Here is a 25,591-nt window from a genome sequence, read left to right as displayed (position 1 = left end):
ATTGTGCTGCCCTGTTGCGTTAAAGCAGATGAAAGGAAAACCGGCCGTTTTATTCGGCCTGAATGCCCACGATCAGCCATGGCGCGTTGTCTTTGCTCAGATCACGCTCCAGATGCCAGATATCAAAAATACCGTCTTCGGATTTTTCCAGCAGGTCGCGTACGCGGCCTTTAAACAGCAGGCTGATTTCGGCGGTGTCTCCGGCCTGACCGGCGGCGACGATTTCGGCGCTTAAATCCAGCACTTCGGTTTGTGGTGGCACCATCATACGGTTGCGCTGGTTGGCGAGGGCGGCATACAGGCCCGGGCTGACGTATTCAGCAATGGTATCGAGGTTGCCCTGATTCCAGGCTTCCTGTACTTCACGGTAGTGCTGTAAGGCACCGTCGATAAAGGCCTGCTGATCAAAACCGGCTGGCAGATCAATGCTGGCTTCGGCAGCAAAAGCGGCGCTGTTGCCAGAAGTGGCAGCAGCACCGTTGTCGGCGAGATTACCCATATCGAAGCTCTGACGTTGCTGAGCAGCATTGCCGGCAGCGGAATAAGCACTCTGTGGCGCATTGTGCTGAGCGGCGCGGCCACGCAACAGCTTGAACAGAACAAAACCAACCAGCGCCAGCAGCAGAATATCCATCATCTGAATGCCTTCAAAGGCGCCGCTGCCCAGCAGGTAGGCGAACAGGCCACCGGCCAGTAAACCACCCAGCAAGCCTTTACCCAGACCGCTGCCCGGACGGGCGCTGTTGGCTGGCTGCTGTTTCTGGGTCTGATCCGGAGTGGCTTTTTTCTGTTGGAAAGGCACAGCTTTGGATTTGCCAAAACCACCGGAGCCAAAGCGTGCGGCATCCGCGGTGCTGGCAAGTCCGAAGGTAAGCATCAGGGCGGTGAACAGGGTCCAGAAGGCTTTCATAGTATCCTCGTTGTATTTTTATGCGGCTCTTTCTGCATAGGTTTCTGCAGAAAAGCCATTTTCAGGCATGCATCATAGGGCAGTGAGAGGGGGTCGTCATGCACGGAATTGGCAGGAATCGTAAATGTGATGGACGTTGTATTTTGCGTGAATTTGACCTTTCAAAGTGTGTGGGAATTGATTCAGATCAATTTCAGATCAGGCCATTTAACTAGACTCGCCGGAGTATATTAATAAAAACAACAGCGAAAGGATGTTCCGGCTATGGAAATGTATGAGTGGACCGCTGACCTGAATCTGGGAATTGAAGTGATTGATGCCCAGCATCGCCAGATTGTGTATTACATCAATGATCTGACACGAGCGATCAGCTCTGAAAACGTGGATGAGGTTTTCGACGTTATGGAGCGCCTGCGTGACTACACCCTGGATCATTTTGTGTTTGAAGAGCAGTTAATGAATCAGGCGGGTTATGTTTTGCTGAGCGCGCACCAGATGGTGCATCGCCGCTTCGAAGATAAAATTGCGCGTATGCAGGAAGAGCTGACCAGCGGCCGCGATCCGTTTGGTATTGCCCGCCGGGTGCGTACGTCATTAATGGCGTGGCTTATTCAGCATATCCGCCACGAGGATGTCGATTATGTGCCGGTGGTAAAAAAAGTGCTGAAGCGTGAAGCAGGCTGGATTAATTCGGCATTAAAGCGGATTTTCGGCAACACTACCTCCAACGCCTGAGCGGCGAAATAAAAAACGGCTGAGTAAAACCTCAGCCGTTTTTTTATGCGCGTTTCGCTGAGAAACTCCTCTTTACCAGAACAACCAGGCAAACAGGGTCAGCACAATAATGCAGGCCAGATTCAGCCAGATACCCACGCGCATCATTTCACTTTGCTGCACATAACCGCTGCCGAATACGATGGCATTGGGTGGTGTGGCGACCGGCAGCATAAAGGCACAGGAGGCGGCGATGGCAATCAGCGCCGACAGAATAACCGGTGATACACCCAGGCTGTCGGCAATGGCCGCAAATACCGGTACTAACAGTGCGGCGCTGGCGGTGTTGCTGGCAAACTCGGTAAGAAACACCACAAAGGTCACAATACTCAGCAGTGCTACGAGAGTGCCGCCGGAGTGCAGAAAATCGCCAATACTGTGCGCCAGAAATTCACTGGTGCCGGTGGCTTTTAAAATGGCACTGAGGCACAGACCGCCACCGAACAATAACAGCACACTCCAGTCGGTGGTTTTTTCAATATCTTTCCAGCTCACCACGCCACTGGTGGCCAGTGCAATAATGGCGCTGATACCAATAATACTGTCAAAGGATGCAAATTTGCCGAGCCAGGCATTCAGCGGAGCACTGAAAATCCAGCACAATACGGTGATGACAAAAATGGCGAGGGTAATACGTTTATTGTTATCCCAGACCAGAGTACTTTTCTGCACGCTGAAGCGTTGTTTCAGATCGGGTTTTAGTACCCAGTACAGTACGCCGACAGCAACCGGAAGCAGAACCAGCGTCACCGGCAGCGCCAGTTTCATCCAATCGACAAATGTCATGCCATTCTGTGCTGCAGCAATGGCATTCGGCGGGCTGCCAACCAGAGTAGCGATACCGCCAATACTGGCGCAGTAGGCAACGCCGAGCAGGGTAAATACGTAGGTGCGGTGATGTTTTTCTCGGTCAAGCTGGCTGAGCATACCCAGCACCAACGGCAACATCATGGCCGCCGTAGCAGTGTTACTGACCCACATCGACAGGCCAGCCGATACGGCAAACATCATCAGCACCGCAATGGCCAGACGGCCACGGGCAATATTCAGTACTTTATTGGCGATGGCGCGGTCAAGCTCCTGAGCATGCAGTGCTGAAGCCAGAGCAAAGCCACCAAGAAACAAAAAGATAATAGGGTCGGCAAAGTTACTCAGTGCCTGAGGTGTTTTAAAGATGCCGAAACCGACGGCCAGAATGGGGACCAGTAATGCGGTTACCGATACATGAATGGCTTCGGTCAGCCACAGCACAGCAATAAACACCAGAATACTCAGCCCGGTAACCACCGCCGGAGCAAAGGGCAGGGTTTTGAGCAGCAGCACAAACAGCAGAATATCGGCCGTTAAAATCAGTGGTCCGCGCCAGCGCCGGAAAAAAGCGGAAGAGAGCATAGCCCTACCTTTATTAATGGCAATGGTTCAGCATACTGCGTGGCGCGGGCTGCCGCCAGTCGGGTTTATAATACTTAGCCCTAGGTATAACTACGGTAATAACCGCAGGTATAAGGCAGAATTGTTTTTGTCATCCAGCTGCTTTTTATGGCCGTATGAGGTATGGGCGGAGTTTTATTCCCAAGGCAAAAAATCAAAATACTGATCGGGGTAGGGTTCATCGGCAAGGGTAAAGTGCCACCACTCTTCCCGCACACCTGTAAAACCGTGGCGACGCATAACGCTCTGCAGTAAATCGCGGTTGGCGCGCTGATGGGGGCTGACGTCCGCCGACTCCGGCCAGGACTGCGGGCCAAAGAAATCAAAGATGGTACCCATATCCAGCTCCCGACCGTCGTTGTCGGTCAGGGTCAGGTCGGCGGTACTGCCGCGTGAGTGTGAGGAGTGGCTGAATAAGTAACCCTGCTCAAACAGTTGCGGCTTTTCCAGCGCCGGATAAAAACGCTCTTTGGTGCGCAAGTCTTCGGCACTGCTGGCCCAGCGTAAAAAATGGTCGACCGCGCGTTGCGGGCGATAAGCATCAAAGATTTTTAAGCGCAGGTTTTGCTGACGTAATTCGGCTGCCACATTGGCCAGAGCTTCTGCCGCCGGACGGCTGAGCAATGCACAGGCCTGCTGGTAACCATCCACCACCGCGCCAATAAAGTTATCGCAACCGGCGTATTTCAGGTCGATCAGAATGTCAGGAATATACTGGTCGAGACGGACAAAGGATGGCCGTAACTCATGTGCAGAAAGCGGTGGCTGGTGGCTTGCGGAAGGATCGCCATTCTGAGGCTGAGGCATCGTTGCGTGTCGCGGCAGTTGAAATAATAGCGGCAGTGTAACGCTTTTTCTGCCCGCTGGCTGTTCACTTATGTGTCAGCTGAATAACCAGGCTGTCCGGGTCTGATACGGTGATTAATGCAGGCGACGTAATACGCCGCCTGCCTGCGAACTATTGCTGCATATTTTTCTTATGCATGTTCTGCATATTCATCATTTGATCTTTACGCATATCCATCATTTCCTGCTGATGATGCATCTGGCCATTCTTCAGCTCCTCGGCGCTCAGCTTGCCATCGTTATTGCTATCAAACTGGCTGAACATAGGGCGTTTAGCGGCGCCTTTCATCGGCATACCGGCGGCAGAGTTATTTTGCATGCGTTTGTCATGGGCGGCATTGAATTCGGCTTCAGAAATACTGCCGTTTTTATCGGTGTCGTAATCGCTGAAGGCCATAGGCCCACGGGCAGGAACATCGGCGGCCTGAGCACCAGTGCTCAGTAAAAATGATGCGGAAAATAAGACGGACAAGACGGGCAGGGCAATATAGCGTGTTTTCATGGGAGCCTCCTTTAAGGGCTGCAAACACAGGTGATACCCGTTCACTGTAGCGCTATGGCGGAGGCATGGTCACGACTCAGATCAATAAATGATCAGCAGGACCTTACGCCGTGAAAACCAGTCGCTGGCTTTCACGGCGGCAGGCTTAGTCAGCAGCGGGTCTCAGGCTGCGCCTAAAGCAATACCGGTCAGCGCGATAACGGCACCAGCCACACGACGGCTGATATCAGCTGCTTTGCTGTGACCAAAGGCGGCCAGCGCATAACCGGCTGCATGCAGAACAGCGGTGGCCAGCAGGAAGCCCGCGCCATAGGTTGCCAGAGTGCTCATCGCCGGCATTTCCACACCGTGGGCAAAACCGTGGAAAAAGGCAAAACCACCGGCCAGCAATGCACCGGCCAGAGCGCCTTGTTTCAGGTTAAAGGCAATCAGACCACCGAACACCACCACAGAGGCGGCAATCATCAGTTCGGTAAACGGCAGCTGCAGGCTGCTGGCGCCGGCCAGAGCACCCACCGCCATCATGGCAACAAAGGCCAGTGGCGTCGCCCAGCGGGCGGTACCACTCTGGCGTGCGGCCCACAGACCCACTGCCAGCATCGCCAGCAGGTGATCAAGCCCGGTAAAAGGATGTGCCACACCGGCAGCAAAACCAGACACTTCATGACCGGTATGAGCAAAAGCAGCGGCTGGCATCAGCAGGGCTGCGGCAGAGATCAGAACTTTTTTCATAAGAGTCTCCTGGGGAGGAAATATTTAAAATTTAATTCAGGTTAACGCGCCGGACGTCAGACGTCAGACGTCCAGTGCAGCAGCTCAGATCAGACGACCGCCTTGGCGGGTGGGATCTCTTTTTGCTCCAGCATCCCCTCGGTCACAATAAACTGAATAATATCGTCCAGCCCCTGCGCCTTTTTCAGGTTAGAAAATACAAAGGGACGCTCACCGCGCATTTTTTTCGCATCGCGGTCCATCACATCCAGATCGGCACCCACCAGTGGCGCCAGGTCGGTTTTATTAATCACCAGTAAATCGGAGCGGGTAATGCCGGGGCCACCTTTACGCGGAATTTTGTCACCGGCGGATACGTCGATCACATAAATGGTCAGGTCGGATAATTCCGGGCTGAACGTCGCACTCAGGTTATCGCCGCCGCTTTCGACAAAGACCACATCCAGATCACCATGACGTTTCATTAATACGTCGATAGCCGCCAGGTTCATCGAGGCATCTTCGCGGATCGCGGTATGCGGACAACCTCCGGTTTCCACGCCCATGATGCGGTCAGCTGACAGCGCTTCGTTACGGGTTAAGAATTCGGCATCTTCTTTGGTGTAAATATCGTTGGTTACCACCGCAATATTGTAGTGATCACGCAGGGCAGAACAGAGCGAGCGTAATAATGCTGTTTTACCGGAGCCGACCGGACCACCGACACCTACGCGTAAGGTTTGTTTTTTCATTTTGTTCTCCAGTAATTCTGAGTCTTGCTTAAATTTTTAATGATGTAATGCAACCAGCCCTCATGATCGGAACAGGCGCGTGTATTGCGTTTCATGCTGCGCACTGGCAATGGCTAATGCCGGTAACGAGCCGCCAATTTCTGCTTCATCCACGTCTTCTGCAGTGCGGATAGTGGCCGGAATCAGCGTCTGTAAATCACTTAATAATTGCTGCGCCTGAGTCTGGCCCAGCGGTACCAGCTTGGTGGCGGCGGCAATCTGATTTTCCAGCCAGGCAAAGGTCAGACCGGTGGCGGCGGCAGCAAACGGAATCTGCCACTGCACCGCCGGATAGGCATACAGTGCAACAAAGCTGACATCGCCTTCGGCCTCACTGGCATAGCGCGGCAGCTTAACGTCCAGCTGCTTTAATAAACGCACCAGAGCCTCGCCCATGGCGGTATCGGTAAGGCGTAATTCGCTGGTTTCGCGGCTGGCCAGAATTAAATCGTTCCAGCTTTCCCAGCCTTTTTCATTGGCTGCGGTCACCGCCTGCATCGCACCTTTTAATACCGGTAAATCAATCAGCGCCTGGGTTTCGTGCAATTGCAGCGCAATCCAGTCACGGGTCTTTGCCATATTACTGACCCAGCCTTTTTCCACGGCGTATTCCAGCCCCTGAGAAAAGGCGTAACCACCCACCGGCAGGCTGACACTGGACAGCTGCAATAAACGCAGCAGCCCCGGTGTTGTTAGCGCCGCGTGGTGATCAGTGGTCATGTCCGTCACCGTGCCCTTTATCATGTTCGTCATCATGGCTATGCCCGCCGTTATGGCCGTGGTGATGACCATGATCGTGGGAATGCCCATGTGAGTGGCCATGTGAATGACCATGCGAATGCCCGTAACCGGGTGCATAAGCGCCGGACTCAGGTACAAAGACGGCGTGTTCATGGCTGACCATCAGGCCAAGCAGATGCAGCATATCTTCCAGCACATGATCCGGTTTTATCCGTAACCAGCGTTCACCCACTTCCACTTTTACATGGCGGTTGCCGAGGTGATAACAGGCTTTGGCAAAGGTTTGCCAGTCGTCGCAGCTGGCGTGGGCGACGTCTTCTTCAGCGCCTTCAATTTTTACGATTTTGCCATCGGTGGCGCGTAAAAATTCACCAACCAGCAAGGGTTTGCCACGCTCCAGAAACAGGCGGACTTCTTCGCCGTCGGTACTGGTCAGACGCAGACGACCACGGTCGCGCTGTTCGTAGTTCAGCACGACCGTAGCACTGACAGGATCATGGCAATGGGTGCCAAGACGTTCGTAAACTTCCAACATAAGCAGTCCTTAAAACAGTGCTTTTATATTGCACGGTTAAAATAAGTTATACAGTTGTGCCAGTGGCAGTTCGCTGGCCGGTTCGCAGGTCAGTAATTCGCCGTCGGCACGCACTTCATAGGTTTGCGGATCAACGGTAACGTCCGGCATCCAGTCGTTCAGAATCATGTCTGATTTACGGATATTGCGGGTATTTTTACAGGCCGCTAAGGTGCGTTTAACTCCCAGTTTTTCACCGACGTTATTATTTAACGCCGCTGCCGATACAAAGGTCAGGCTGGTGGCGGCAGCGGCTTTACCAAAGGCACCGAACATCATGCGGTAATGCACCGGCTGTGGTGTCGGAATCGACGCATTCGGATCGCCCATCGGCGCTGCGGCAATCATGCCGCCTTTAATAATCATGCTCGGCTTGGTGGCAAAAAAAGCCGGTTTCCACAACACCAGATCAGCCAGCTTACCTTTTTCGATGGAACCCACTTCGTGGGAAATACCATGAGCAATGGCCGGGTTAATGGTGTACTTGGCGATGTAGCGGCGCGCGCGGAAATTATCGGCGCCGATCTCCAGATCTTCTTTTAATAAACCGAACTGGGTTTTCATTTTATGCGCCGTCTGCCAGGTGCGGGTAATCACTTCGCCCACGCGGCCCATGGCCTGAGAGTCGGATGAGATCATGCTGAAGGCGCCACGGTCGTGAAAAATATCTTCAGCGGCAATGGTTTCTTTACGGATGCGCGAATCGGCAAAAGCAACGTCTTCAGGAATGCTGCTGTCAAGGTGATGACAGACCATCAGCATATCCAGATGTTCATCCACCGTATTACGCGTATAAGGGCGCGTTGGGTTGGTGGAAGAGGGCAGCACATTGGGGTAAGAACAGGCGCGGATAATATCCGGCGCATGGCCACCACCGGCCCCTTCGGTATGGTAGGTATGAATTACGCGGTCTTTAAAAGCACCAATGGTGTCATCAACAAAACCGGATTCATTCAGGGTGTCGGTATGAATGGCAACCTGCACATCGTATTTTTCCGCCACGCTCAGACAGCAGTCGATGGACGCCGGTGTGGTGCCCCAGTCTTCATGTAATTTCAGACCGCAGGCGCCGGCTTCCAGTTGTTCTTCCAGTGCCTCTGGCAGGCTGGCGTTGCCTTTACCTAAAAAGCCGAAATTCATTGGCATATCGTCGGTGGCCTGCAGCATTTTGCCGATGTACCAGGGGCCGGACGAACAGGTGGTGGCGTTAGTGCCGGTGGCAGGCCCGGTGCCGCCGCCAATCATGGTGGTGACGCCGCTCATTAAGGCTTCTTCGACCTGTTGCGGACAAATAAAATGAATGTGCGCATCGATACCGCCAGCGGTAAGAATGGAGCCTTCACCGGCAATCACTTCGGTGCCCGGGCCGACAATAATATCGACGTTATCCTGAATATCCGGATTACCGGCTTTACCTACGGCAAAAATACGACCGTCTTTAATACCGACATCGCCTTTTACAATCCCCCAGTGATCCAGCACCACGGCGTTGGTAATCACCAGATCGACGGTTTCTGCGCTGACGCGCTGGCTCTGGCCCATGCCATCACGGATGACTTTGCCGCCGCCGAATTTCACTTCATCGCCGTAGGTGGTGAAATCTTTTTCAATCTGAATAAATAATTCAGTATCGCCGAGGCGCACTTTATCGCCGGTGGTAGGGCCGAACATCTGCGCGTAGGACGTGCGGTCCATGGTTTTATTACTCATGTACTTCCCCTCAGTTATCCAGCTTGCCCATTATTTCGCCGCGGAAACCGTAGACAATACGGTCTCCGGCGTAGGCGACTAATTCCACTTCACGGCCCTGGCCCGGCTCAAAACGCACGGCGGTACCCGAGGCAATATTCAGGCGGAAACCTCTGGTTTTTTCCCGCTCAAACGACAGCGCCGGATTGGTTTCGTAAAAATGATAATGGGAGCCAACCTGAATCGGGCGGTCACCGGTATTCTCAACACGCAGACGAAGCGTTTCACGGCCTGCGTTTAATTCGATATCGCCTTCGCCGACGATAATTTCACCTGGGATCATGTTCTTTCTCCTGTAAACCGTTGAGCATCTGGGCTGAAGTTGTTTAAACGCAGGCCGTTTTAAACAATGGGCTCATGCACGGTGACCAGCTTAGTGCCATCCGGGAAGGTCGCTTCTACCTGTACCTCATGAATTAATTCCGGCACGCCGGGCATTACCTGATCGGCGCTCAGCAGTGTTTTACCGTAACCCATCAGCTCGGCCACGGTTTTGCCATCGCGTGCGCCTTCCATAATTTCCATGGTCAGATAGGCCATGGCTTCCGGATAATTTAATTTCAGACCACGGTTCAGGCGGCGTTCTGCCAGCAGGGCTGCGGTAAAAATCAGCAGCTTATCTTTTTCGCGCGGTAGCAGTTCCATCGTTCACCTCAGTTAATCAATCAGTGCTTTAAATAGTCAGAAATAATCAGGTTGCCCAGATGCGCGGAGCGCAGGCTGGACGTTGCATTAATTGCGGGCGGATAATCGCCCAGGCGTCACTCAGCAGCAGACGGGCTTGCTCGCTGCAGGTGCCAAGATAACGCACGCTTAACAATTGGCCGTTCAGGCTGACACCGGCCAGTTGGTCGGCGCACAGCTCCTGAAGCTTTTCCAGAGCCTGTTCACAAAAGCCCTGAGTAAAAGGTCCGGCCACTAACAGACCGTGTACCGGCATGCCACGGAAACCGGCCGCGGCATTTAATAATTCGCTGTTACCCGGATGCAGGCTCAGGCGCTCATTCAGCAATAGCTGTTGCTTATAATAAATACGCAGCCCCTGCTTCAGCGTGGTGTGCTGACCAAGGTCATCCAGACGGCTGCCATTGGCGGGCAAACCGAGGCTGACAATATCCCAGCCGATATAGCGGCTGTTTTCACCCAGATGGACTTCGGTTTCCAGCTGCGCACGCGATGACGGAAATAAAATGGTTTCCAGTGGCATCCATTCCAGTGCCGCGTTGTTATCAACCGTCAGCTGCACTTTCTGCTGCTGCAGCAAACCATCAGCACGGGCGCGGTAAACACGTCCTGCTCCGGGTGTTGTTACCAGCACATGGCTGTTTTCACCGGCACTGACATTAATGGTGAGAAAATCACCCGACACCATGCCGCCGGGCGGATGCAGCAGATACAGGTGCGCACAGTCCGGCCCTTCCGGGTAAAACGGCTTTTGCACATAAAGAGGGCCGTTATGTTCGCATTGCACCAAACGGGTGCCTCTTTCTGTCTGGCGCGTACTCAGCTGTAACTGCGCGTTCCAGTATGGTGCATCAGCCTGCGCGCTTAGCAGCGGCTGAACGGGGTGATTCAAGCCGTATCTCCTTTGCTCTGTCAGAACCAGCCCAATAACAACGGGCCGCAATGGGTTATGCCGGGTTGTTAAGCAAGAGGGATACCATATTGACTGGTTAGTCAGATTTAGCGGTGCAGCGCGTTTGTTTGCCGGGCAGAAATATGCCGCTGCCGGAGGGAAAAACTGGTAAATAAGGACCACGCATTGGGTATGCACAACTCTGGTGATCACGCTGCGCCAGTAAGGCGCATGGCATCCAGTCTTTGCCTTGCCTGATGTTCAGGCAGGTGATAAGTTCTTGGGCAGTTAAAAAGCAGCCTTAGCTCTGGTATGCAGGTCCGTGCACGCTATAGCGTAGTTTTCCTGTGTGCCTGTTCTTCTGAATAAGATTTTTGTGAAGATCTTTTTGTAAAATCTTTTGAGTGATGTTTTGTGTCGTCATTGAATCATAGCGTTGTGGGGAATCCTGAGAGGTTCACTCCGGGTCAGCGCGCAGGCATACCATGGATTGTTAACCACTGAAGCCGTATCCGCGACTATGAGTATAAAGCTGAAAAAAATAGCCGATAATCTGACGGATGAAGAGCATTCTCTGATTGCTGAAGAAATACGTCAGGGCAATATTGATGGGATATCGCTGTCATATTTGGGTGGTGCATTCGGTCCGGTCTGGCCTGAGGATAAAGAGTATAACCTCGGTTTTCTGAAGCACTATTCTGATATCAGGGCGTTAGAAGTTTTTCTTCCATCGCTCACCAGCATCGATGCCATCGCAGAGTATGTCAGTGGATTAGAATTTCTGAGCCTCGGCGAATTCAGCAGCCCGGCGGTCTCTTTAAAGCCATTGCAGAACCTTCAGAAGCTCAGCTCTCTCAGTCTGGTAAGAAATAAGAAGGATATAGGTTCTATAACCTGTTTGCCCGGTCTGAGGGATCTCAGCCTGACAGGCTATCAGAGTAAGCAGGTCGAGCATGTTGCTGCTCTGCGTGGTTTAGAAAAGCTGTATTTAGGCTTCGGAACCTTTGAAAGCCTGGATGCTGTTAAGGGATTATCCAGACTTAAAAGCTTAGAGATATGCTGGGTTAAGAAGTTACGGGACCTCCGTTCGCTGCAGAGGCTGAAGTCACTGGAATGTCTGTCGCTGAGTACTCTTAAACAGGTTGCATCCATGCCGGATCTGTCTGAACTCGGGCAGCTTAAGAGTCTGGTTATGGATACCATGAACGGACTTTCTTCACTGGCGGGGATTAAAGGCAGTTCTATTGCTGAGCTGGCTATGATCAACTCAAAAATTGATCCCCTGTGTTTTCATGACCTGAGCCATGGTATGCCATCGCTGCAGCGTCTTATCGTTTTCCTCGCAAGCCAGAGGAGTACAACAGAAGCACTTAAATACTTCGATAAGCAAATGGTGTGCGCATCCATTAATGACTTTAAGTTTTATAAAGGCAGAACTTCCCGGGTTGAATACTTAAGCTGACGCAGGGTTGTTATCAATGTGAGTTTTCCGGCGATCTAATCGTGAGATCTGGCCGCGTTTTTACTCGCCGCAGCGGATGAGATGGAAAAGCTGGGTGAGGATTATGATCACCTTCATCTTATGGATGAATGCGATAAGTGGAAGGAAGATTATCCCGATATCCAGATTCTCAGTGAAAAATACCTTTAACAAGCCTGCGTTAATCCAATCCCCAATCATTCTTCACATCCCAGCTCACCATTTGTCCATCCGGGTGTTTAAAGGCCAAGCCACAGGCGTGCAGCATTAATCGTGGTTCGGCGTGCAGGGCTTCGTCGTGGGCGTATAAATCGCAGCCTAAAATAGGATGGCCGATGGATTTTAAATGCAGGCGCAGCTGGTGCTGGCGGCCGGTAACGGGTTTCAGCGTCACCAGTGTGCGGTGGGTGTCCGGATTGCGCTGCTCGACTGTGAAATAAGTGAGCGAGGCTTTGCCTTCTTCATAGTCGATTTTGCAGCGCGGACGGTTTTCCCAGTCTTTGCCAATGGGCAGGTTAATCTCGCCTTCGTCCTGTTCAATAATGCCCCAGACCACGGCCTGATAGGTTTTCTGAATCTCACGGTCGCGGATCTGTTGTGACAGCACCTGGCGCGCTCGTTCGGAGCGGGCAACAACCAGCAAACCAGAGGTATCCAGATCGAGGCGGTGCACAATGACCGCTTCCGGGTAATCCGGCTGCAGGCGGGTAATTACTGAGTCGCTGTTTTCCGGGCCGCGGCCGGGCACGGTGTAGAGAAAGGCCGGTTTATTAACCACAATCAGATCGTCATCAACGTGCAGTATCTGCAGTTCTTCGTCGCAGCGTGGGGCGATGTAGTAAGCAGGAGGTGTTACGTCAGTCACGTTGATAAACTCTGATGAAGTGAGCGTATATTTAATGAAACCTGCGGGGTTCTGGCAATGATTAATCACCGCCAGATGGTCAGAAGTCTTGTCCGTCAGATACATGAATCAGAAGCCTCGTTTTTCTTATATCTCTTTTGGCCATAATGCGCTGCATCGGGTTATCTGCTGAGATTCATAATTAAGGCATCTCTGAATAATTCTGCACAGCTTCGCGTGAGTGCTGCAAAGTGCTTTTGACAAGGCGTCGATTGCAGTGAATGGCGAGTCCTTTATAAAATCGACAACACCGTCAAAACGCTCTGCAGCCCACGCCCTTCGGGGCTTGCTGGAAAAATCCAGCTCGGTGTTGCCACGTTTTGACGTAACCCGCTATGCCTTCAACGTGGCGCCTTGATCTGAACGTTTTCAGTAAGCCGAAGCGGGCACTGAATTATTCAGAGGTGCCTTAATATTCTTTAATGGCTATATGGCTGAGGGGATGAACTGGATTTATCCTGTTTCAGCCTTTAGGATGACCTGCTTGATGCTCTGTGACTGAATTGATAAGTATTGGAAAGTATTCTGCTGAATCGGGCGTTAGCAATATCAAAGGATCTGTGAAGAATGAAGTTGTTGGGTGTGTTTTTTTTAACCGGATTTTTGTTGGGATGTATCGCTGATTCTGCTTATTCACCTCCGGGGCTTGCGAAAGAAGATGCCGTATATTTAAAAGCAGATTCAGAGCGTGATCATGGTATTTTTCAGGGGCTTGATGAGAAACTTTATATTAATGCGGTTGATGGTGTTTCTATCGGTGGGTTTTTTAACGGTTATTATGAAAGTGCTTATATTGAACCTGGCCTGACTGAGATTGACGTAGGGTTTTATCAGGGGAAGGTTAAATCTGAACGCTGTTTGAAGTTTTTAGCCGAAAAGGGTAAATCTTATATTATTCGAAAGAAGCGCGAGGCATGGAGTATTAACTTCTGGGTTGAGCTGGAAAACGATATTAATACGAATGTTGTTAATCTTCCCTGTGGTGAATAGTGTGACAGGCCTGTTAAGCCGGGTTTAGCGCTAGAGTCGCTCAATAAAAAGCCGGGGTAAAACCCCGGCTTTTATGTTTCTGCTTTTTTACATCACGCGCATACCCGGCTGGGCGCCGTCGTGTGGTTCGAGCAGGAAAATATCTTCACCGCCCGGGCCTGCGGCCAGTACCATGCCTTCGGACATGCCGAATTTCATTTTACGTGGCGCCAGGTTGGCAACCATCACGGTGAGCTTGCCGTTCAGGTCTTCCGGGTTGTAGGCCGATTTAATACCGGAGAATACGTTGCGGGTTTCGCCGTTGCCGATATCCAGCGTCAGCTGCAGCAGTTTTTCTGCACCTTCGACATGTTCGGCTTTAACGATACGGGCAATACGCAGGTCGACTTTGGCGAAATCCGGGAACTCGATGGTGTCGGCAATCACTTCGTTACCGTCTTCACGCAGCTCTGGTCCTTTATTCTTCGCTTTTTTATCGGCCTTTTTCTCGGCGTTTTTCGCAGCGGTTTTATCGGCACTGTTATCCGCCGCCGGAGCTTCACCGTTTTCTTTGGCCAGCTCGGTTTTGGTTTCTTCCAGAATGGCGGTTACTTTATCCATTTCAGCACGGGCCAGCATCGGCTGGAATTTATTGATTTTGTGGCTCAGCAGAATCTCGCGGCGTGCTTCCCAGTCAAGGCTGTCCAGATTCAGGAATGCTTTGGTTTTGTCGGCAATTTCCGGCAGTACCGGTGCCAGATACGTCACCAGCTGACGGAACAGGTTAAGGGCTACGGAACAGACCTCCTGCACTTCCTGCTGGCGGCCTTCTTCTTTATTCATTGCCCACGGGGCTTTTTCCTGAATGTATTCGTTAGCACGGTCGGCCAACGCCATGATGTCTTTCATCGCGCGGCCAAATTCGCGTTTTTCGTAATGGCTGGCAATCTGGTCGCCGGCATCAATAAATTGCTGCAACATTTCCGGTTCAGCGCAGGTGGCGCTCAGTTCGCCGGATGCTTTGGCAATAAAGTTGCCGGTACGCGAGGCGATGTTCACCAGCTTGTTGACCAGATCGGCGTTTACGCGCTGCACGAAATCTTCCAGATTTAAATCGAAATCATCGACGCTGGAGCTCAGTTTGGCGGCAAAGTAGTAACGCAGATAGGTCGGGTTTAAATGATTCAGGAAAGTACGCGCCTTAATAAAGGTACCGCGCGACTTCGACATTTTAGAACCGTTCACGGTCACGAAACCGTGAGCATTGACCGCCGTTGGTGTGCGGTATTCCGCGGCGCTCAGCATGGAAGGCCAGAACAGCGCATGGAAGTTAATAATGTCTTTACCGATAAAGTGATACAGCTCGGTGGTGGAATCTTTTTTCCAGTACTCGTTAAAGTCGAGGTCACCGCGCTTGTCACACAGGTTTTTAAAGCTGGCCATATAACCGATAGGGGCATCCAGCCAGACGTAGAAAAACTTGTTCGGTGCATCCGGAATTTCGAAGCCGAAATACGGCGCATCACGGGAGATATCCCACTCCTGCAGACCGGAATCCAGCCACTCGGCCAGTTTGTTGGCCACTTCATCCTGCAGGGTGCCGGAACGGGTCCACTGCTGCAGAAATTCCTGAAAATCGGGCAGTTTAAAGAAGTAGTGCTCAGATTCTTTTTCGACCGGGGTAGCACCGGAAATAACCGAGAACGGGTTTTTCAGCTCGGCTGGGGTGTAGGTTGCGCCACAGGCTTCGCAGTTGTCGCCGTACTGGTCGGCGGCGCCACACTTAGGGCACTCGCCTTTGATATAACGGTCGGCCAGAAACAGCTCTTTAACCGGATCGTACAGCTGCTTGATGCTGCGGATGGCGATATGGCCTTTGTCACGGCAGGCTTTGTAGATTTCTTCTGACAGCAGGCGGTTTTCTTCGCTGTGGGTGCTGTGGAAGTTGTCGAACGCAATCTGGAAACCGGCGAAATCCGCTTCGTGCTCGGCCTTTACCCGCGCAATCTGCTCTTCCGGGCTGATACCTTCTTTTTCGGCGCGCAGCATGATGGCGGTGCCGTGGGCGTCGTCGGCGCAAACATAGTGGCATTCGTTGCCACGCAGTTTCTGGAACCGAACCCAGATATCAGTCTGAATGTATTCCAGCAGGTGGCCGAGGTGAATGGAACCATTGGCATAGGGCAGGGCGCTGGTGACGAGGATTTTGCGGGGATTCTGTGCGGTCATGACAATTCGCTACGGGTTATTCAAAGAAAGGGCAGCATTGTAGCGATTTTTGCCGCTGGCCGCGATGGCTGCGGTACGGCTTAAAAACGCTGCGGCAGCAAACTCTGCCGCGCAGCGCCTGATACTCAATGGCCGGGCATCACAGCTTTCCTTCAGCCGCCATCTTCATATAGCTGTCGGTAAAGCGCAGTTTCACATTACCTTTATCGCCAAAGGTTTTGCCATTCGGGAAGGCCATGCCGATAAAGCCGGCATCGGCGGCGCCATCACCCAGCAGACCGTGGTCGAAGGAGAATTTCGCCACGTATTCCATGGTTTTTGGCAGCTCGGCGCTGTTCACAAATTCCACGGCTTTTTGTGCGTCGTAGAACATTTTGGTGGCGGCCAGCTGAGCATCGTAACCGGCCAGGTCGGTGCCTGAGGCTTCGGCCATCATGCTGCGTGCTTTTTTACCTTCGGCGTCGTCTTTCGCCATGATGCTCATGGTTTCGTACCAGGCGCCGGTCAGGGCTTTGGCGAAGGCAGGGTTAGCGGCCAGGGTTTCGCTGTTGACCATGGTGGTGTCGATAATTTCACCCGGAATCTGTGAGGAATTAAACACGGAGGTTGCGTTTGGCTGCGCCAGAATTTCGCTCACCAGCGGGTTCCAGGTGACCACGGCTTTAACATCACCGGTGCCATAAGCCGCCACCATATCGGCGTCGGAGGTGTTGATCACCGATACGTCTTTTTCGCTCATGCCTACGCTTTCCAGACCACGTGCCAGCAGATAATGGGAAACCGACAGCTCCACCAGATTCACCGGCAGGCCTTTGATGTCTTTCAGGCTTGTGCCTTCTTTCAGAATCACAGCGTCGTTGCCGTTGGAGAAGTCACCGACGATTAAGGCGGTGGTGTCGACGCCGCTGGCGGCCGGAATGGTCAGGGCATCCATATTGGTCATTACGCAGGCGTCGAATTCACCGGCGGTAAACTGGTTGATGGATTCAACGTAATCGTTGATCTGCACCACTTCGATCTCGATGCCGTATTTATCGGCCCATTTTTTTACGATGCCGGCCTTGTCGGCGTAATCCCACGGCATCCAGCCAACATAGATAGACCAGGCCAGACGGAAACTGTCTTTGGCCTGAGCGTGTAATGGGGTAAGGGCGGCCAGGGTGACCAGGCTGGCGGTGAGCAGACGTTTTAACGGCTTCATAGGACTTCCTCTTTGATATCCACATAAATCAGACGGCAGGAGAACTCAGCGCGAAACGGCCAGATGCTGGCATTCGCGTGTGGGTCTCCCGGGCTTTTGTCCCGCCGTGTAACCTGCGCTGTGAATACGCTGAGGTCGGTTGCTCTCGGACCAGACGTTCTTTTTCAGCAAAGAACCGGAACCCTAGCCACCTATTTCTGTGAATCCCAACCGGATTCGGTTGCCGAGTATCTCCTGTTACTGATCAGGGTTCAGCAAGGGCTGTACCAGTTTTGCCGGAGCCTGAAAATTGCAGCATCCGGCAGGCTGGCGAGTGTTAAGTTGCTGATTTTGCTGTCAGTTGCACCCCAAAAGGGTGCACAGATGATTAGCTGAACAGATGGTCGCTGCATTCTGGGGCGCTTATTCGGTTTCTGCTTTATGCGCAGCCTTGCAGCCGGTATCAGTGTTGGCTAACAGACGGGCGAGGGCGCGGGTGGCGGGGCCGGCGCTTTCTTCATGGGCCATCACCAGATAAAGGTCGACGTAGCGCCGCGCATCCTGAGCAAAGGGAATCACCTGCAAGGCCCCGCTTTTCAGGTCGTCGGCAATCAGCAGTTCCGGCAGCCAGGCAAAGCCCAGACCGCGACGGACAATATTCAGTCGGGTGCTGGTATGGGTCACGGTCCAGCGCTGATGGGCACCGAGCCAGCCACCTTCGCTGCGGCGTTTACGGCTGCTGTCGCGCAGCACCACCTGCCGGTGAGCGGTAAGGTCATCGTAGGTGACCTCGCGCCCCAGATGTTGCAACGGATGCTGCGGGCTGGTGACCGGCAGAAAGCAGGAGCGGTGTACGTGCTCGCCGTTCCAGCCACTGGGCAGTTGTGGGGTAATCAGAATATCGATGCTGTCTTCGAGCAGCATTTCGTTGCCGCCACTGAGCACAAATTCTTCCAGCTCCAGACGGGTATCTGGGTACTCGGCCGAGAAAGCTTCAAACACATCAAACAACACATCGTTGGGGTAAATAGTGTCGATGGCCGCACGCACAACAGGCTCGACGCCCTGATTAAGCGAGCTGGCAACCTGATCGATATTCTCTGCCTGATCGAGCAACTGTTCGGCACGCTGTAACAGAATACGGCCGTGCTCGGTCAGTACCGCTTTGCGCCCTTCTACTTCCAAAAGCTGTACGCCCAGTTGTTCCTGCAGTTTGTGTACGCCATAGCTGATGGTCGACTGACTCTTGAAGATGGCCTCGGCCGCCTGAGCGTAGCCGCCATGGTCAACCACCGCTTTAAACATGCGCCACTGTTCGAGGGTTGTTTTCATTGCTGAATACCTTTTCGTAAATATCGAAAGCTATGCGTTAAATTATGAGATTTTTAATCGAATAAAGCGAACTTAAACTGCACTCATTGCTTAACAGCCCTAACACCACAACCAATACCCGAACCGATACCCGATTTAAGGATGCCGCCATGAACGTATTTGATGCCCTGAGCCAGCGTACTTCTGTGAACTACTTTGATACCGAACGTGCCATCAGCACGGCGGAAGTACTGGAGCTGCTGGATTACGCCCAGCATGCGCCAACGGCCTTTAACATTCAGCATACCCGCTATCTGGTGGTCACCGATCAGGCGGCGAAAGAAACCTTAAAAGACATCGCCTACGGTCAGCAGAAAGTGGCCGATGCGCCGGTGGTTATTCTGGTGCTGGCTGACGAACAGGGCCATGAGCGTATGCCGGATATCGCCCAGCGTGGTGTCGATGCCGGTATCTACAACGAAGGCGTGCGCGACTATTTTGTCAGCGCGGTAAACGGTGCCTACGGCGATAACAAAGCCGCAGCCCACGATGAAGCACTGCGCTCAGCCAGCATGGCGACCATGAACCTGATGACGGCCGCGGCCGGTAAGGGCATGGCCACCGGGCCGATGATCGGCTTCGATACCGCGAAAGCGAAAGAAGTGTTCAACATTGCTGAGCGCTACAGCGTTGCCATGATGGTGACTCTGGGTTACGCCAAAGACGGTAACTGGCCACGTAAGCCGCGTCTGGCAGCGAGCGAAGTGACGGTGCTGGATGGCCGTCCGGGTAAGCTGCACGATCTGAGTAATTAATTGCTAAACAAGTTGGGAAAAGCGGGCCGGTAAAGCGGGCAGTGCGCCCGCTTCAGCGCTTCAGCCAGCGGCTGATGGCACTCCAGCGGTTAGCCAGCAGTGCCAGCAGAATCAGGGTACAGCCGAGAATCTGCGCTGTTTCCATCCGTTCGGTAAACCAGAAGGCGGCGATGATGGCGGTCCAGACCGGCTCCAGCACCATAATCACTGCAGCATGGCTGGGTGACGCCAGACCCTGAGCATAGGTCTGCAGCAGAAAGCGTGCGGCGGTGCCGACGGTCACGCTCAGAATCAGCCACAGCCACATGGTTGGGGTAAAAGTATCGGGCCAGTCTTCAAACATGGCCGACAGGGTAAAAGACACAACGCCGACCAGCACCAGCTGGATAGCGCTCAGGGCCAGTGCCGAAATACGCGCCGCGGCACGGCCGTTGAGAATAAAGGTGAGTGACAAAAGCAGGGCGGCGGCAAAGAAAAACAGCTGGCCGGGGTCAGGGGTAAAACCATGACGTAACGACAGCAGCGCCAGCCCGCCGATGGCCAGCGGCAGGGCAATCCAGATGCTTTTCGCCGGCCGCTCGCGGAACAGCAGCCAGCTGATAAAAGGCACCAGCACCACCGCCAGACTGGTAATAAAGGCGCCTTCGCCGAGGGTGTGAGCATTAAACAGCCCCATGATCCAGAAGCTCATGGCGGCACCGAAAAACAGGCCGACCAGGGCCGAAGCGCGCCATTCGTGGGCCTGTAAGGCGGCCAGCGCACGGCGGCCGGGAATCGCCAGCAGCAGACCGGCGGCGCTAAAGCGGCAGGCCATAAACAGCAACGGCGGAAATTCGTTTAACGCCTCTTTGGAAAACATCCAGCTGACAGCAGCCAGCAGGGTAACGCCAAGCAGAATCAGGTCGGCGCGCAACAGCTGGGCGTGATGCTGATCGTCTGTGGATACGGATTCGGAAGTAGAAGACACAATAAACCGCTGGCCCGCAGGCAGTAGGGCTGCCGGATACATACCGGCTTGCCATGAAAAAAGGCTTAGCAAAAAAAGCGCAGCAGTATTTCACAGCCTTCGGCGGAAGTCTGTGTCTGCTTTACGGCGACACTGAAAAAGAGTGTTGCATCCATAACCCCGGAAGGAGAGCGAACCATGTTAATCTTACGCGCAGCCAGCGAACGTGGCCGGGCCAATTTTGGCTGGCTCAACAGCTCGCATACGTTTTCTTTTGGCCAGTATTACGACCCTCAGCATATGGGGGTGTCTGCTTTACGGGTTATCAACGACGACCGGGTTGCCCCGGGCGCAGGCTTCGATACCCACGGCCACCGCAATATGGAAATCATCAGCTATGTGCTGGACGGCACCATTGCTCACCGTGACTCGATGGGCAACGTTGAGCATTTGCCGGCCGGTGAGTTTCAGCTGATGTCGGCCGGCAGCGGTGTGATGCACAGCGAATTTAATCCGGCGACAGACCAGTCGCTGCATTTTCTGCAGATCTGGATTCAGCCCAATGAGCAGAATACCGAGCCGGGTTATCAGCAGAAGCGCTTTCCCCGCCAGCGGGCCATTCAGCCGGTGATTACGCCGGACGGACGCGACGGCACGCTCAGTATCCGCCAGGACGCGCAGCTGCTGCACGTGCGCCTGACTGCAGAAAGCGCAGAGCAGATACTGAACCCGGTGCGCCGCTATTATGTGCATGCCATTAACGGCCCGCTGCAACTGCAGGCCGGCGATGACACGCTGATATTACATGCCGGTGACGGCGTGAGTATCAGCCATGAACAGGCGCTGACCTTCAGCGCTGACAGCCAGGCGGAGGCCTTGTTGTTCGATTTACCTTAACCGGCGCCGGATCTGAGGGTACAGATAAGGCTCCGCCTGACGGGATAGTTTTGTGGATCTGACCTTTGTTGCGATTGCCGTGCTCGGCGTGTTGTTAACCGGCATTGCCAAATCCGGTTTTGGTGGTGGTATCGGTGTGGTGGCAGTGCCGATGATGGCGCCTTTTATCGGCGGTGAGCAGGCCATCGGTATTCTGCTGCCGATTCTGCTGCTGATGGACATTATGACCCTGCGCGTCTACCGCCGTTACCTGTCGTTCGCGCTGGTGAAGCCCCTGTTGCCCGGTATTCTGCTGGGCATCACGGCGGGCACCTTATTACTGGGCGTGGTCAGCGAACGTGGCGTACAGGCGCTGATTGGTCTGATCGGTTTCTGGGTGCTGGCGCAGAAGCGCTGGCCCTGGCTGGCCGGCCGGCGCATGGCGGCTGCCGGACAAGAGCAACCGGCGCAGGCGTCGGCGTTGCAGGGTGGTTTACTGGGCAGCATCGCCGGTTTGGGCAGTACTCTTGCTCATGCCGGTGCGGCACCGCTGCAGGCGTATTTTTTACTGGGTAAGCTCAATAAGGAATCGTTTCTGGCGCAGATAACCCTCGCGATCGGTCTGATGAATGCGATCAAATTATTGCCATACGGCATGCTGGGGCTGCTGAATTTTGATATCGGCTGGTTAACCGTGATTCTGGTGCCGGTGGCTTTTGCCGGTGTTTATCTTGGTCGCTGGTTAAGCAAACGCATGGATGGCGATGTGTTTTTTAAAGTGATGATGTGGCTGCTGGCGGGTAACTCTGCCTGGCTGCTGGGACAGGCCGTTATTGGCTGATGCTTTTTATACCGGCCGTGCTGCAGCGCTGTGCAGCACGGCACTTTCCGGAGTATTAATCCAGACGGATTTCTACCATCAGGTCATTGGAAATGGCTTCCAGTGCACTGGCCAGAATATCGGTATCAAAACTGTGTGGTACGCGCAGCAGGGCTTCGGCGCGGAACAGTGGCACCGCAGACATTTCGGCGGTGCCGCAGTCGGTGGTTAATTCCAGTACGTTCACGCCCATTTTTGCCAGTGCCTGAGACACTTCTTTGACGATGCCCGGACGGTCGTTGCCGACCAGATTCAGGGTCAGGTCGAGGCTGTCGTTTTCTTCGCTGTCGCTGCCGGTTTCGGCATTGACCAGAATACCGCGTGAGCTGAGCGAGCTTAATTCGGCAATCAGGCTGTTGCTTTGTTCGGCGGCAATAGATACCCGCAAAATCCCGGCAAATTTTCCTGCCATATGCGCCATACGGCTTTCCAGCCAGTTACCGCCATTGCGGGCTATGGTGGCTGACAGTTGTTCAACAATTCCGGGTTTGTCGTCGGCAATAACGGTTAATACAAGAAAGTTTGCCATTGCTTTTCCTTATGTTTTTCTGCAATCAGATTGTCGTTCTGACACTAACACAGCTTTATGCGATTTACCGCACGTACTGTGCCGGTCAAATTCCTGCCGACTGATCGTTGTTCCCCTGCGGTTGATACAGTAGCCTTGATGTCCCTTTAATTACCTGAGAATCAGGACACCGTTATGGATACTAACTTCCCGCGCATTAAGCGCCTGCCTCCTTATGTCTTCAATGTGATCGGCGAAATGAAGATGGCGGCACGAGCGGCGGGGGAGGACATCGTCGATATGTCGATGGGTAACCCGGATCAGGACACGCCAAAACACATTGTCGATAAGCTGGTGGAAACCGCGACCCGTGGCGGAACCCATCGCTACAGCCAGTCGAAGGGTATTCCGCGTCTGCGCCGCGCCATGGCCAGCTGGTATAAGCGCAAATTCAATGTCGATCTCGATCCGGAAACTGAGGTGATTACCACCATCGGCTCGAAGGAAGGACTGGCGCATCTGGCGCTGGCCACTCTGGGTCCGGGCGATAACGTGCTGGTGCCGAATCCGTCTTATCCGATTCACCCTTATGGTTTTGTTATTGCCGGCGCCGATATCCGCCATGTGCCGATGACGCCGGATGTGAATTTCTTCGATGAGCTGGAAAAAGCCATCAAAACCACCTGGCCACGACCGAAGATGCTGGTGCTGAATTTTCCCGGCAACCCGACCGCCGAGTGTGTCGATTTAGCCTTCTTCGAGAAGGTGGTGGCGATGTGTAAAGAGCATGAAATCTGGGTGGTGCAGGATCTGGCCTATGCCGATATTGTGTTTGACGGTTACCAGCCGCCGTCCATTCTGCAGGTCGAAGGTGCGAAAGACATTGCGGTGGAGTTTTACTCGCTGTCGAAGAGCTACAACATGCCGGGCTGGCGGGTTGGCTTCTGCTGTGGCAATAAAGATCTGATTTATGCCCTGGCAAGGATTAAGTCCTACCTCGATTATGGTACATTCACGCCTATTCAGGTGGCAGCGATTGCCGCACTGGAAGGTGATCAGACGGTGGTGAGCGATATCTGCGAGATGTACCGCAGCCGCCGGGATGTACTCTGCAAGGGGCTGAATGATCTGGGCTGGCCGGTAAAATGGCCGAAAGCCACCATGTTTGTCTGGGCGCAAATTCCTGAAGCTTATCGTAAAATGGGCTCCCTCGAGTTCAGCAAGAAGCTGCTGACCGAGGCCAAGGTGGCTGTGTCACCGGGAATTGGCTTTGGCGAATACGGCGATGACCATGTACGCTTCGCCCTGATTGAGAATGACCAGCGCACCCGCCAGGCGCTGCGCGGCATTAAACAGATGCTGCGTAACGATGGCTTTGGCGGTTAACAACTTAATACTCTCTATATCTTAAGGAGAAACGACCTTGAAACCGGTAAAAGTAGGTATCTGTGGTTTAGGTACAGTTGGCGGCGGCACTTTTAATGTGCTGACCCGTAATGCACAAGACATCGCGCGCCGGGCGGGTCGTGAAATTATTATCGCGCAGGTGGCTACCCGTCATCCGAACCCGGATGTGGACACCGGCGCTGTGGCGGTTACCGCCGACGTGAACGACGTTATCAACAACCCGGAGATCGATGTTGTTGTTGAACTGATCGGTGGCTACACCATCGCCAAAGACGTGGTGCTGGGCGCGATTGCCAATGGTAAACACGTGGTTACCGCCAACAAAGCACTGATTGCGGTACACGGTGACGAAATCTTCGCCGCGGCGGAAGCCAAAGGCGTGAGCGTGATGTACGAAGCGGCGGTTGCCGGCGGCATCCCGATCATTAAGGCGATCCGTGAAGGTCTGGCGGCCAACCGTATCAACTGGCTGGCGGGCATCATTAACGGTACCGGTAACTTTATCCTGACCGAAATGCGCGACAAAGGCCGTGACTTCGCCGATGTACTGGCTGAAGCTCAGGCGCTGGGTTATGCCGAAGCCGACCCGACCTTCGACGTTGAAGGTATCGACGCGGCACACAAGCTGACCATTCTGTCGTCGATTGCTTACGGTATCCCGCTGCAGTTTGCCCGTTGCTATACCGAAGGTATCAGCAAGGTGACTCCGGATGACGTTGAGTACGCCGAAGAGCTGGGTTACCGCATCAAGCATCTGGGTGTCAGCCGCCGTACTGAAAAAGGTATCGACCTGCGTGTTCATCCGACCATGATTCCGGTTGCGCGTCCGATTGCGACCGTTGATGGCGTGCTGAATGCTGTGATGGTTAACGGTGATGCTGTTGGTAACACGCTGTATGTTGGTGCCGGTGCCGGTGCTGGCCCGACCGCTTCTGCGGTAGTGGCCGACATTATCGATCTGGCCCGTACCTTTGACGCACCGGCAGAAGCCAGCGTTAATCACCTCGCCTTCAACGATATTGAAGACGTGGCGGTACTGCCGATGGAAGAAGTGGAAACCGCTTACTACCTGCGTATTCAGGCGGAAGACAAAACCGGTGTACTGGCGGCTGTTGCCAGCATTCTGAGTGAGCGTGGCATCAATATCGAAGCCATCATCCAGAAAGAGCCAAAAGATGGCGAAGCGCTGGCGCAGATCATCCTGCTGACCCACGTTGTGGTGGAAAAACAGATGAACGAAGCCATTGCTGCTATCGAAGCTCTGTCCAGCACCGTGGGTGATGTGACCCGCATTCGTGTGGAGCACCTCAACTGAGGTTTGCCTGACAGCTGAGATATAAAAAACGGAGCTTCGGCTCCGTTTTTTATGCCTGCAGAATGTCCGCGTTGTGTAACAAATATTTAACGAATATCTGACGTTTTATGTAAATCAGCAACGGATTTAAATGAGATATTTATCATCATTTATAATGGTGGGCTGT

General features: G+C 53.4%; 25 protein-coding genes, 1 pseudogene and 1 riboswitch. Of the genes and pseudogenes, 8 read left to right on the top strand and 18 right to left on the bottom strand.

Annotation, left to right across the window (positions count from 1 at the left end):
• Positions 1 to 49: 49 nt before the first annotated feature.
• Positions 50 to 910, bottom strand: a complete 861-nt coding sequence (locus HUF19_RS12330) for a Tim44 domain-containing protein (RefSeq protein ID WP_260996903.1) — start codon at positions 908 to 910, stop codon at positions 50 to 52.
• Between the two features lie 264 nt (positions 911 to 1,174).
• Here HUF19_RS12330 and HUF19_RS12325 point away from each other — a divergent pair, with 264 nt between their 5' ends.
• Positions 1,175 to 1,645 carry a bacteriohemerythrin gene (locus tag HUF19_RS12325; protein ID WP_260996902.1) on the top strand — a complete coding sequence of 157 codons (471 nt, stop codon included), beginning with the start codon at positions 1,175 to 1,177 and terminating at the stop codon, positions 1,643 to 1,645.
• A 72-nt stretch (positions 1,646 to 1,717) separates the two neighbouring features.
• Here the strand turns inward: HUF19_RS12325 and HUF19_RS12320 are convergent, their stop codons facing one another.
• The 11 genes and pseudogenes from HUF19_RS12320 to HUF19_RS12270 form a co-directional block, all read right to left on the bottom strand.
• Complete coding sequence (locus tag HUF19_RS12320; protein WP_260996901.1) at positions 1,718 to 3,076, bottom strand: SLC13 family permease; 1,359 nt, start codon at positions 3,074 to 3,076, stop codon at positions 1,718 to 1,720.
• 174 nt (positions 3,077 to 3,250) lie between these two features.
• Entirely contained in the window at positions 3,251 to 3,922 is a 672-nt protein-coding gene (locus HUF19_RS12315; RefSeq protein WP_260996900.1) for a M15 family metallopeptidase, read from the bottom strand.
• Between the two features lie 151 nt (positions 3,923 to 4,073).
• Positions 4,074 to 4,463 carry an EF-hand domain-containing protein gene (locus HUF19_RS12310; protein ID WP_260996899.1) on the bottom strand — a complete coding sequence of 130 codons (390 nt, stop codon included), beginning with the start codon at positions 4,461 to 4,463 and terminating at the stop codon, positions 4,074 to 4,076.
• A 162-nt stretch (positions 4,464 to 4,625) separates the two neighbouring features.
• Positions 4,626 to 5,195, bottom strand: a complete 570-nt coding sequence (locus HUF19_RS12305) for a HupE/UreJ family protein (RefSeq protein ID WP_260996898.1) — start codon at positions 5,193 to 5,195, stop codon at positions 4,626 to 4,628.
• Between the two features lie 89 nt (positions 5,196 to 5,284).
• Complete coding sequence (gene ureG, locus HUF19_RS12300) at positions 5,285 to 5,926, bottom strand: urease accessory protein UreG (protein WP_145469279.1); 642 nt, start codon at positions 5,924 to 5,926, stop codon at positions 5,285 to 5,287.
• A gap of 60 nt (positions 5,927 to 5,986) precedes the next feature.
• On the bottom strand, positions 5,987 to 6,685 hold the full coding sequence (locus HUF19_RS12295) for an urease accessory protein UreF (RefSeq protein ID WP_260996897.1): 699 nt from the start codon (positions 6,683 to 6,685) through the stop codon (positions 5,987 to 5,989).
• Between the two features lie 100 nt (positions 6,686 to 6,785).
• Positions 6,786 to 7,241: pseudogene (gene ureE / locus HUF19_RS12290) on the bottom strand (urease accessory protein UreE); the annotation flags it as partial.
• A 36-nt stretch (positions 7,242 to 7,277) separates the two neighbouring features.
• Positions 7,278 to 8,990: an urease subunit alpha gene (gene ureC, locus HUF19_RS12285; RefSeq protein ID WP_260996896.1), complete on the bottom strand. Its 1,713-nt coding sequence runs from the start codon at positions 8,988 to 8,990 to the stop codon at positions 7,278 to 7,280.
• A gap of 10 nt (positions 8,991 to 9,000) precedes the next feature.
• The gene (locus HUF19_RS12280) at positions 9,001 to 9,312 is read right to left on the bottom strand and encodes an urease subunit beta (protein ID WP_260996895.1); all 312 of its coding nucleotides are present in this window, start codon (positions 9,310 to 9,312) and stop codon (positions 9,001 to 9,003) included.
• Positions 9,313 to 9,371: 59 nt separating this feature from the next.
• Complete coding sequence (ureA, locus tag HUF19_RS12275) at positions 9,372 to 9,674, bottom strand: urease subunit gamma (RefSeq protein WP_145469284.1); 303 nt, start codon at positions 9,672 to 9,674, stop codon at positions 9,372 to 9,374.
• A 46-nt stretch (positions 9,675 to 9,720) separates the two neighbouring features.
• Entirely contained in the window at positions 9,721 to 10,605 is an 885-nt protein-coding gene (locus HUF19_RS12270; protein ID WP_260996894.1) for an urease accessory protein UreD, read from the bottom strand.
• A 520-nt stretch (positions 10,606 to 11,125) separates the two neighbouring features.
• On the opposite strand from HUF19_RS12270, the gene HUF19_RS12265 reads away from it, so the two are divergent.
• The gene (locus HUF19_RS12265; protein ID WP_260996893.1) at positions 11,126 to 12,067 is read left to right on the top strand and encodes a leucine-rich repeat domain-containing protein; all 942 of its coding nucleotides are present in this window, start codon (positions 11,126 to 11,128) and stop codon (positions 12,065 to 12,067) included.
• A 199-nt stretch (positions 12,068 to 12,266) separates the two neighbouring features.
• On the opposite strand, the gene HUF19_RS12260 is transcribed toward HUF19_RS12265, so the two are convergent.
• Positions 12,267 to 12,950 (bottom strand): RluA family pseudouridine synthase, encoded by a 684-nt coding sequence (locus tag HUF19_RS12260; RefSeq protein WP_225691620.1) that lies wholly within the window; start codon positions 12,948 to 12,950, stop codon positions 12,267 to 12,269.
• 606 nt (positions 12,951 to 13,556) lie between these two features.
• Between HUF19_RS12260 and HUF19_RS12255 the strand changes: the two genes are divergently transcribed.
• The gene (locus HUF19_RS12255; RefSeq protein WP_260996892.1) at positions 13,557 to 13,979 is read left to right on the top strand and encodes a hypothetical protein; all 423 of its coding nucleotides are present in this window, start codon (positions 13,557 to 13,559) and stop codon (positions 13,977 to 13,979) included.
• Between the two features lie 87 nt (positions 13,980 to 14,066).
• On the opposite strand, the gene metG is transcribed toward HUF19_RS12255, so the two are convergent.
• The 3 genes from metG to HUF19_RS12240 form a co-directional block, all read right to left on the bottom strand.
• Positions 14,067 to 16,187 carry a methionine--tRNA ligase gene (gene metG, locus HUF19_RS12250; RefSeq protein ID WP_260996891.1) on the bottom strand — a complete coding sequence of 707 codons (2,121 nt, stop codon included), beginning with the start codon at positions 16,185 to 16,187 and terminating at the stop codon, positions 14,067 to 14,069.
• Positions 16,188 to 16,326: 139 nt separating this feature from the next.
• Positions 16,327 to 17,388 carry a putative urea ABC transporter substrate-binding protein gene (locus HUF19_RS12245; protein ID WP_260996890.1) on the bottom strand — a complete coding sequence of 354 codons (1,062 nt, stop codon included), beginning with the start codon at positions 17,386 to 17,388 and terminating at the stop codon, positions 16,327 to 16,329.
• Positions 17,389 to 17,471: 83 nt separating this feature from the next.
• Positions 17,472 to 17,586, bottom strand: a riboswitch (guanidine-I (ykkC/yxkD leader).
• Between the two features lie 204 nt (positions 17,587 to 17,790).
• Positions 17,791 to 18,699 carry a LysR family transcriptional regulator gene (locus HUF19_RS12240; protein WP_260996889.1) on the bottom strand — a complete coding sequence of 303 codons (909 nt, stop codon included), beginning with the start codon at positions 18,697 to 18,699 and terminating at the stop codon, positions 17,791 to 17,793.
• 149 nt (positions 18,700 to 18,848) lie between these two features.
• On the opposite strand from HUF19_RS12240, the gene HUF19_RS12235 reads away from it, so the two are divergent.
• A complete protein-coding gene (locus HUF19_RS12235) occupies positions 18,849 to 19,493 on the top strand; it encodes a nitroreductase family protein (protein WP_260996888.1) in 645 nt (214 codons plus the stop codon).
• 52 nt (positions 19,494 to 19,545) lie between these two features.
• On the opposite strand, the gene HUF19_RS12230 is transcribed toward HUF19_RS12235, so the two are convergent.
• Complete coding sequence (locus HUF19_RS12230; protein ID WP_260996887.1) at positions 19,546 to 20,460, bottom strand: DMT family transporter; 915 nt, start codon at positions 20,458 to 20,460, stop codon at positions 19,546 to 19,548.
• Positions 20,461 to 20,637: 177 nt separating this feature from the next.
• Here HUF19_RS12230 and HUF19_RS12225 point away from each other — a divergent pair, with 177 nt between their 5' ends.
• Together HUF19_RS12225 and HUF19_RS12220 are read left to right on the top strand one after the other, a co-directional pair.
• Positions 20,638 to 21,336 carry a pirin family protein gene (locus HUF19_RS12225; RefSeq protein ID WP_260996886.1) on the top strand — a complete coding sequence of 233 codons (699 nt, stop codon included), beginning with the start codon at positions 20,638 to 20,640 and terminating at the stop codon, positions 21,334 to 21,336.
• A gap of 52 nt (positions 21,337 to 21,388) precedes the next feature.
• Positions 21,389 to 22,156, top strand: a complete 768-nt coding sequence (locus tag HUF19_RS12220) for a sulfite exporter TauE/SafE family protein (RefSeq protein WP_260996885.1) — start codon at positions 21,389 to 21,391, stop codon at positions 22,154 to 22,156.
• A gap of 55 nt (positions 22,157 to 22,211) precedes the next feature.
• On the opposite strand, the gene HUF19_RS12215 is transcribed toward HUF19_RS12220, so the two are convergent.
• Positions 22,212 to 22,724 carry a glycine cleavage system transcriptional repressor gene (locus HUF19_RS12215; RefSeq protein ID WP_260996884.1) on the bottom strand — a complete coding sequence of 171 codons (513 nt, stop codon included), beginning with the start codon at positions 22,722 to 22,724 and terminating at the stop codon, positions 22,212 to 22,214.
• Positions 22,725 to 22,898: 174 nt separating this feature from the next.
• Between HUF19_RS12215 and alaC the strand changes: the two genes are divergently transcribed.
• Together alaC and HUF19_RS12205 are read left to right on the top strand one after the other, a co-directional pair.
• Positions 22,899 to 24,089: an alanine transaminase gene (gene alaC, locus HUF19_RS12210; RefSeq protein WP_230330766.1), complete on the top strand. Its 1,191-nt coding sequence runs from the start codon at positions 22,899 to 22,901 to the stop codon at positions 24,087 to 24,089.
• Positions 24,090 to 24,126: 37 nt separating this feature from the next.
• Entirely contained in the window at positions 24,127 to 25,425 is a 1,299-nt protein-coding gene (locus HUF19_RS12205) for a homoserine dehydrogenase (RefSeq protein WP_260996883.1), read from the top strand.
• Positions 25,426 to 25,591: the final 166 nt, after the last annotated feature.

It is taken from the genome of Thalassolituus hydrocarboniclasticus, assembly GCF_025345565.1.
GTDB classification, from domain to species: domain Bacteria; phylum Pseudomonadota; class Gammaproteobacteria; order Pseudomonadales; family Oceanobacteraceae; genus Venatoribacter; species Venatoribacter hydrocarboniclasticus.
The sequence above is the reverse complement of the archived record's forward strand: the minus strand, read 5'-3'. Positions and strand labels throughout refer to the sequence as shown.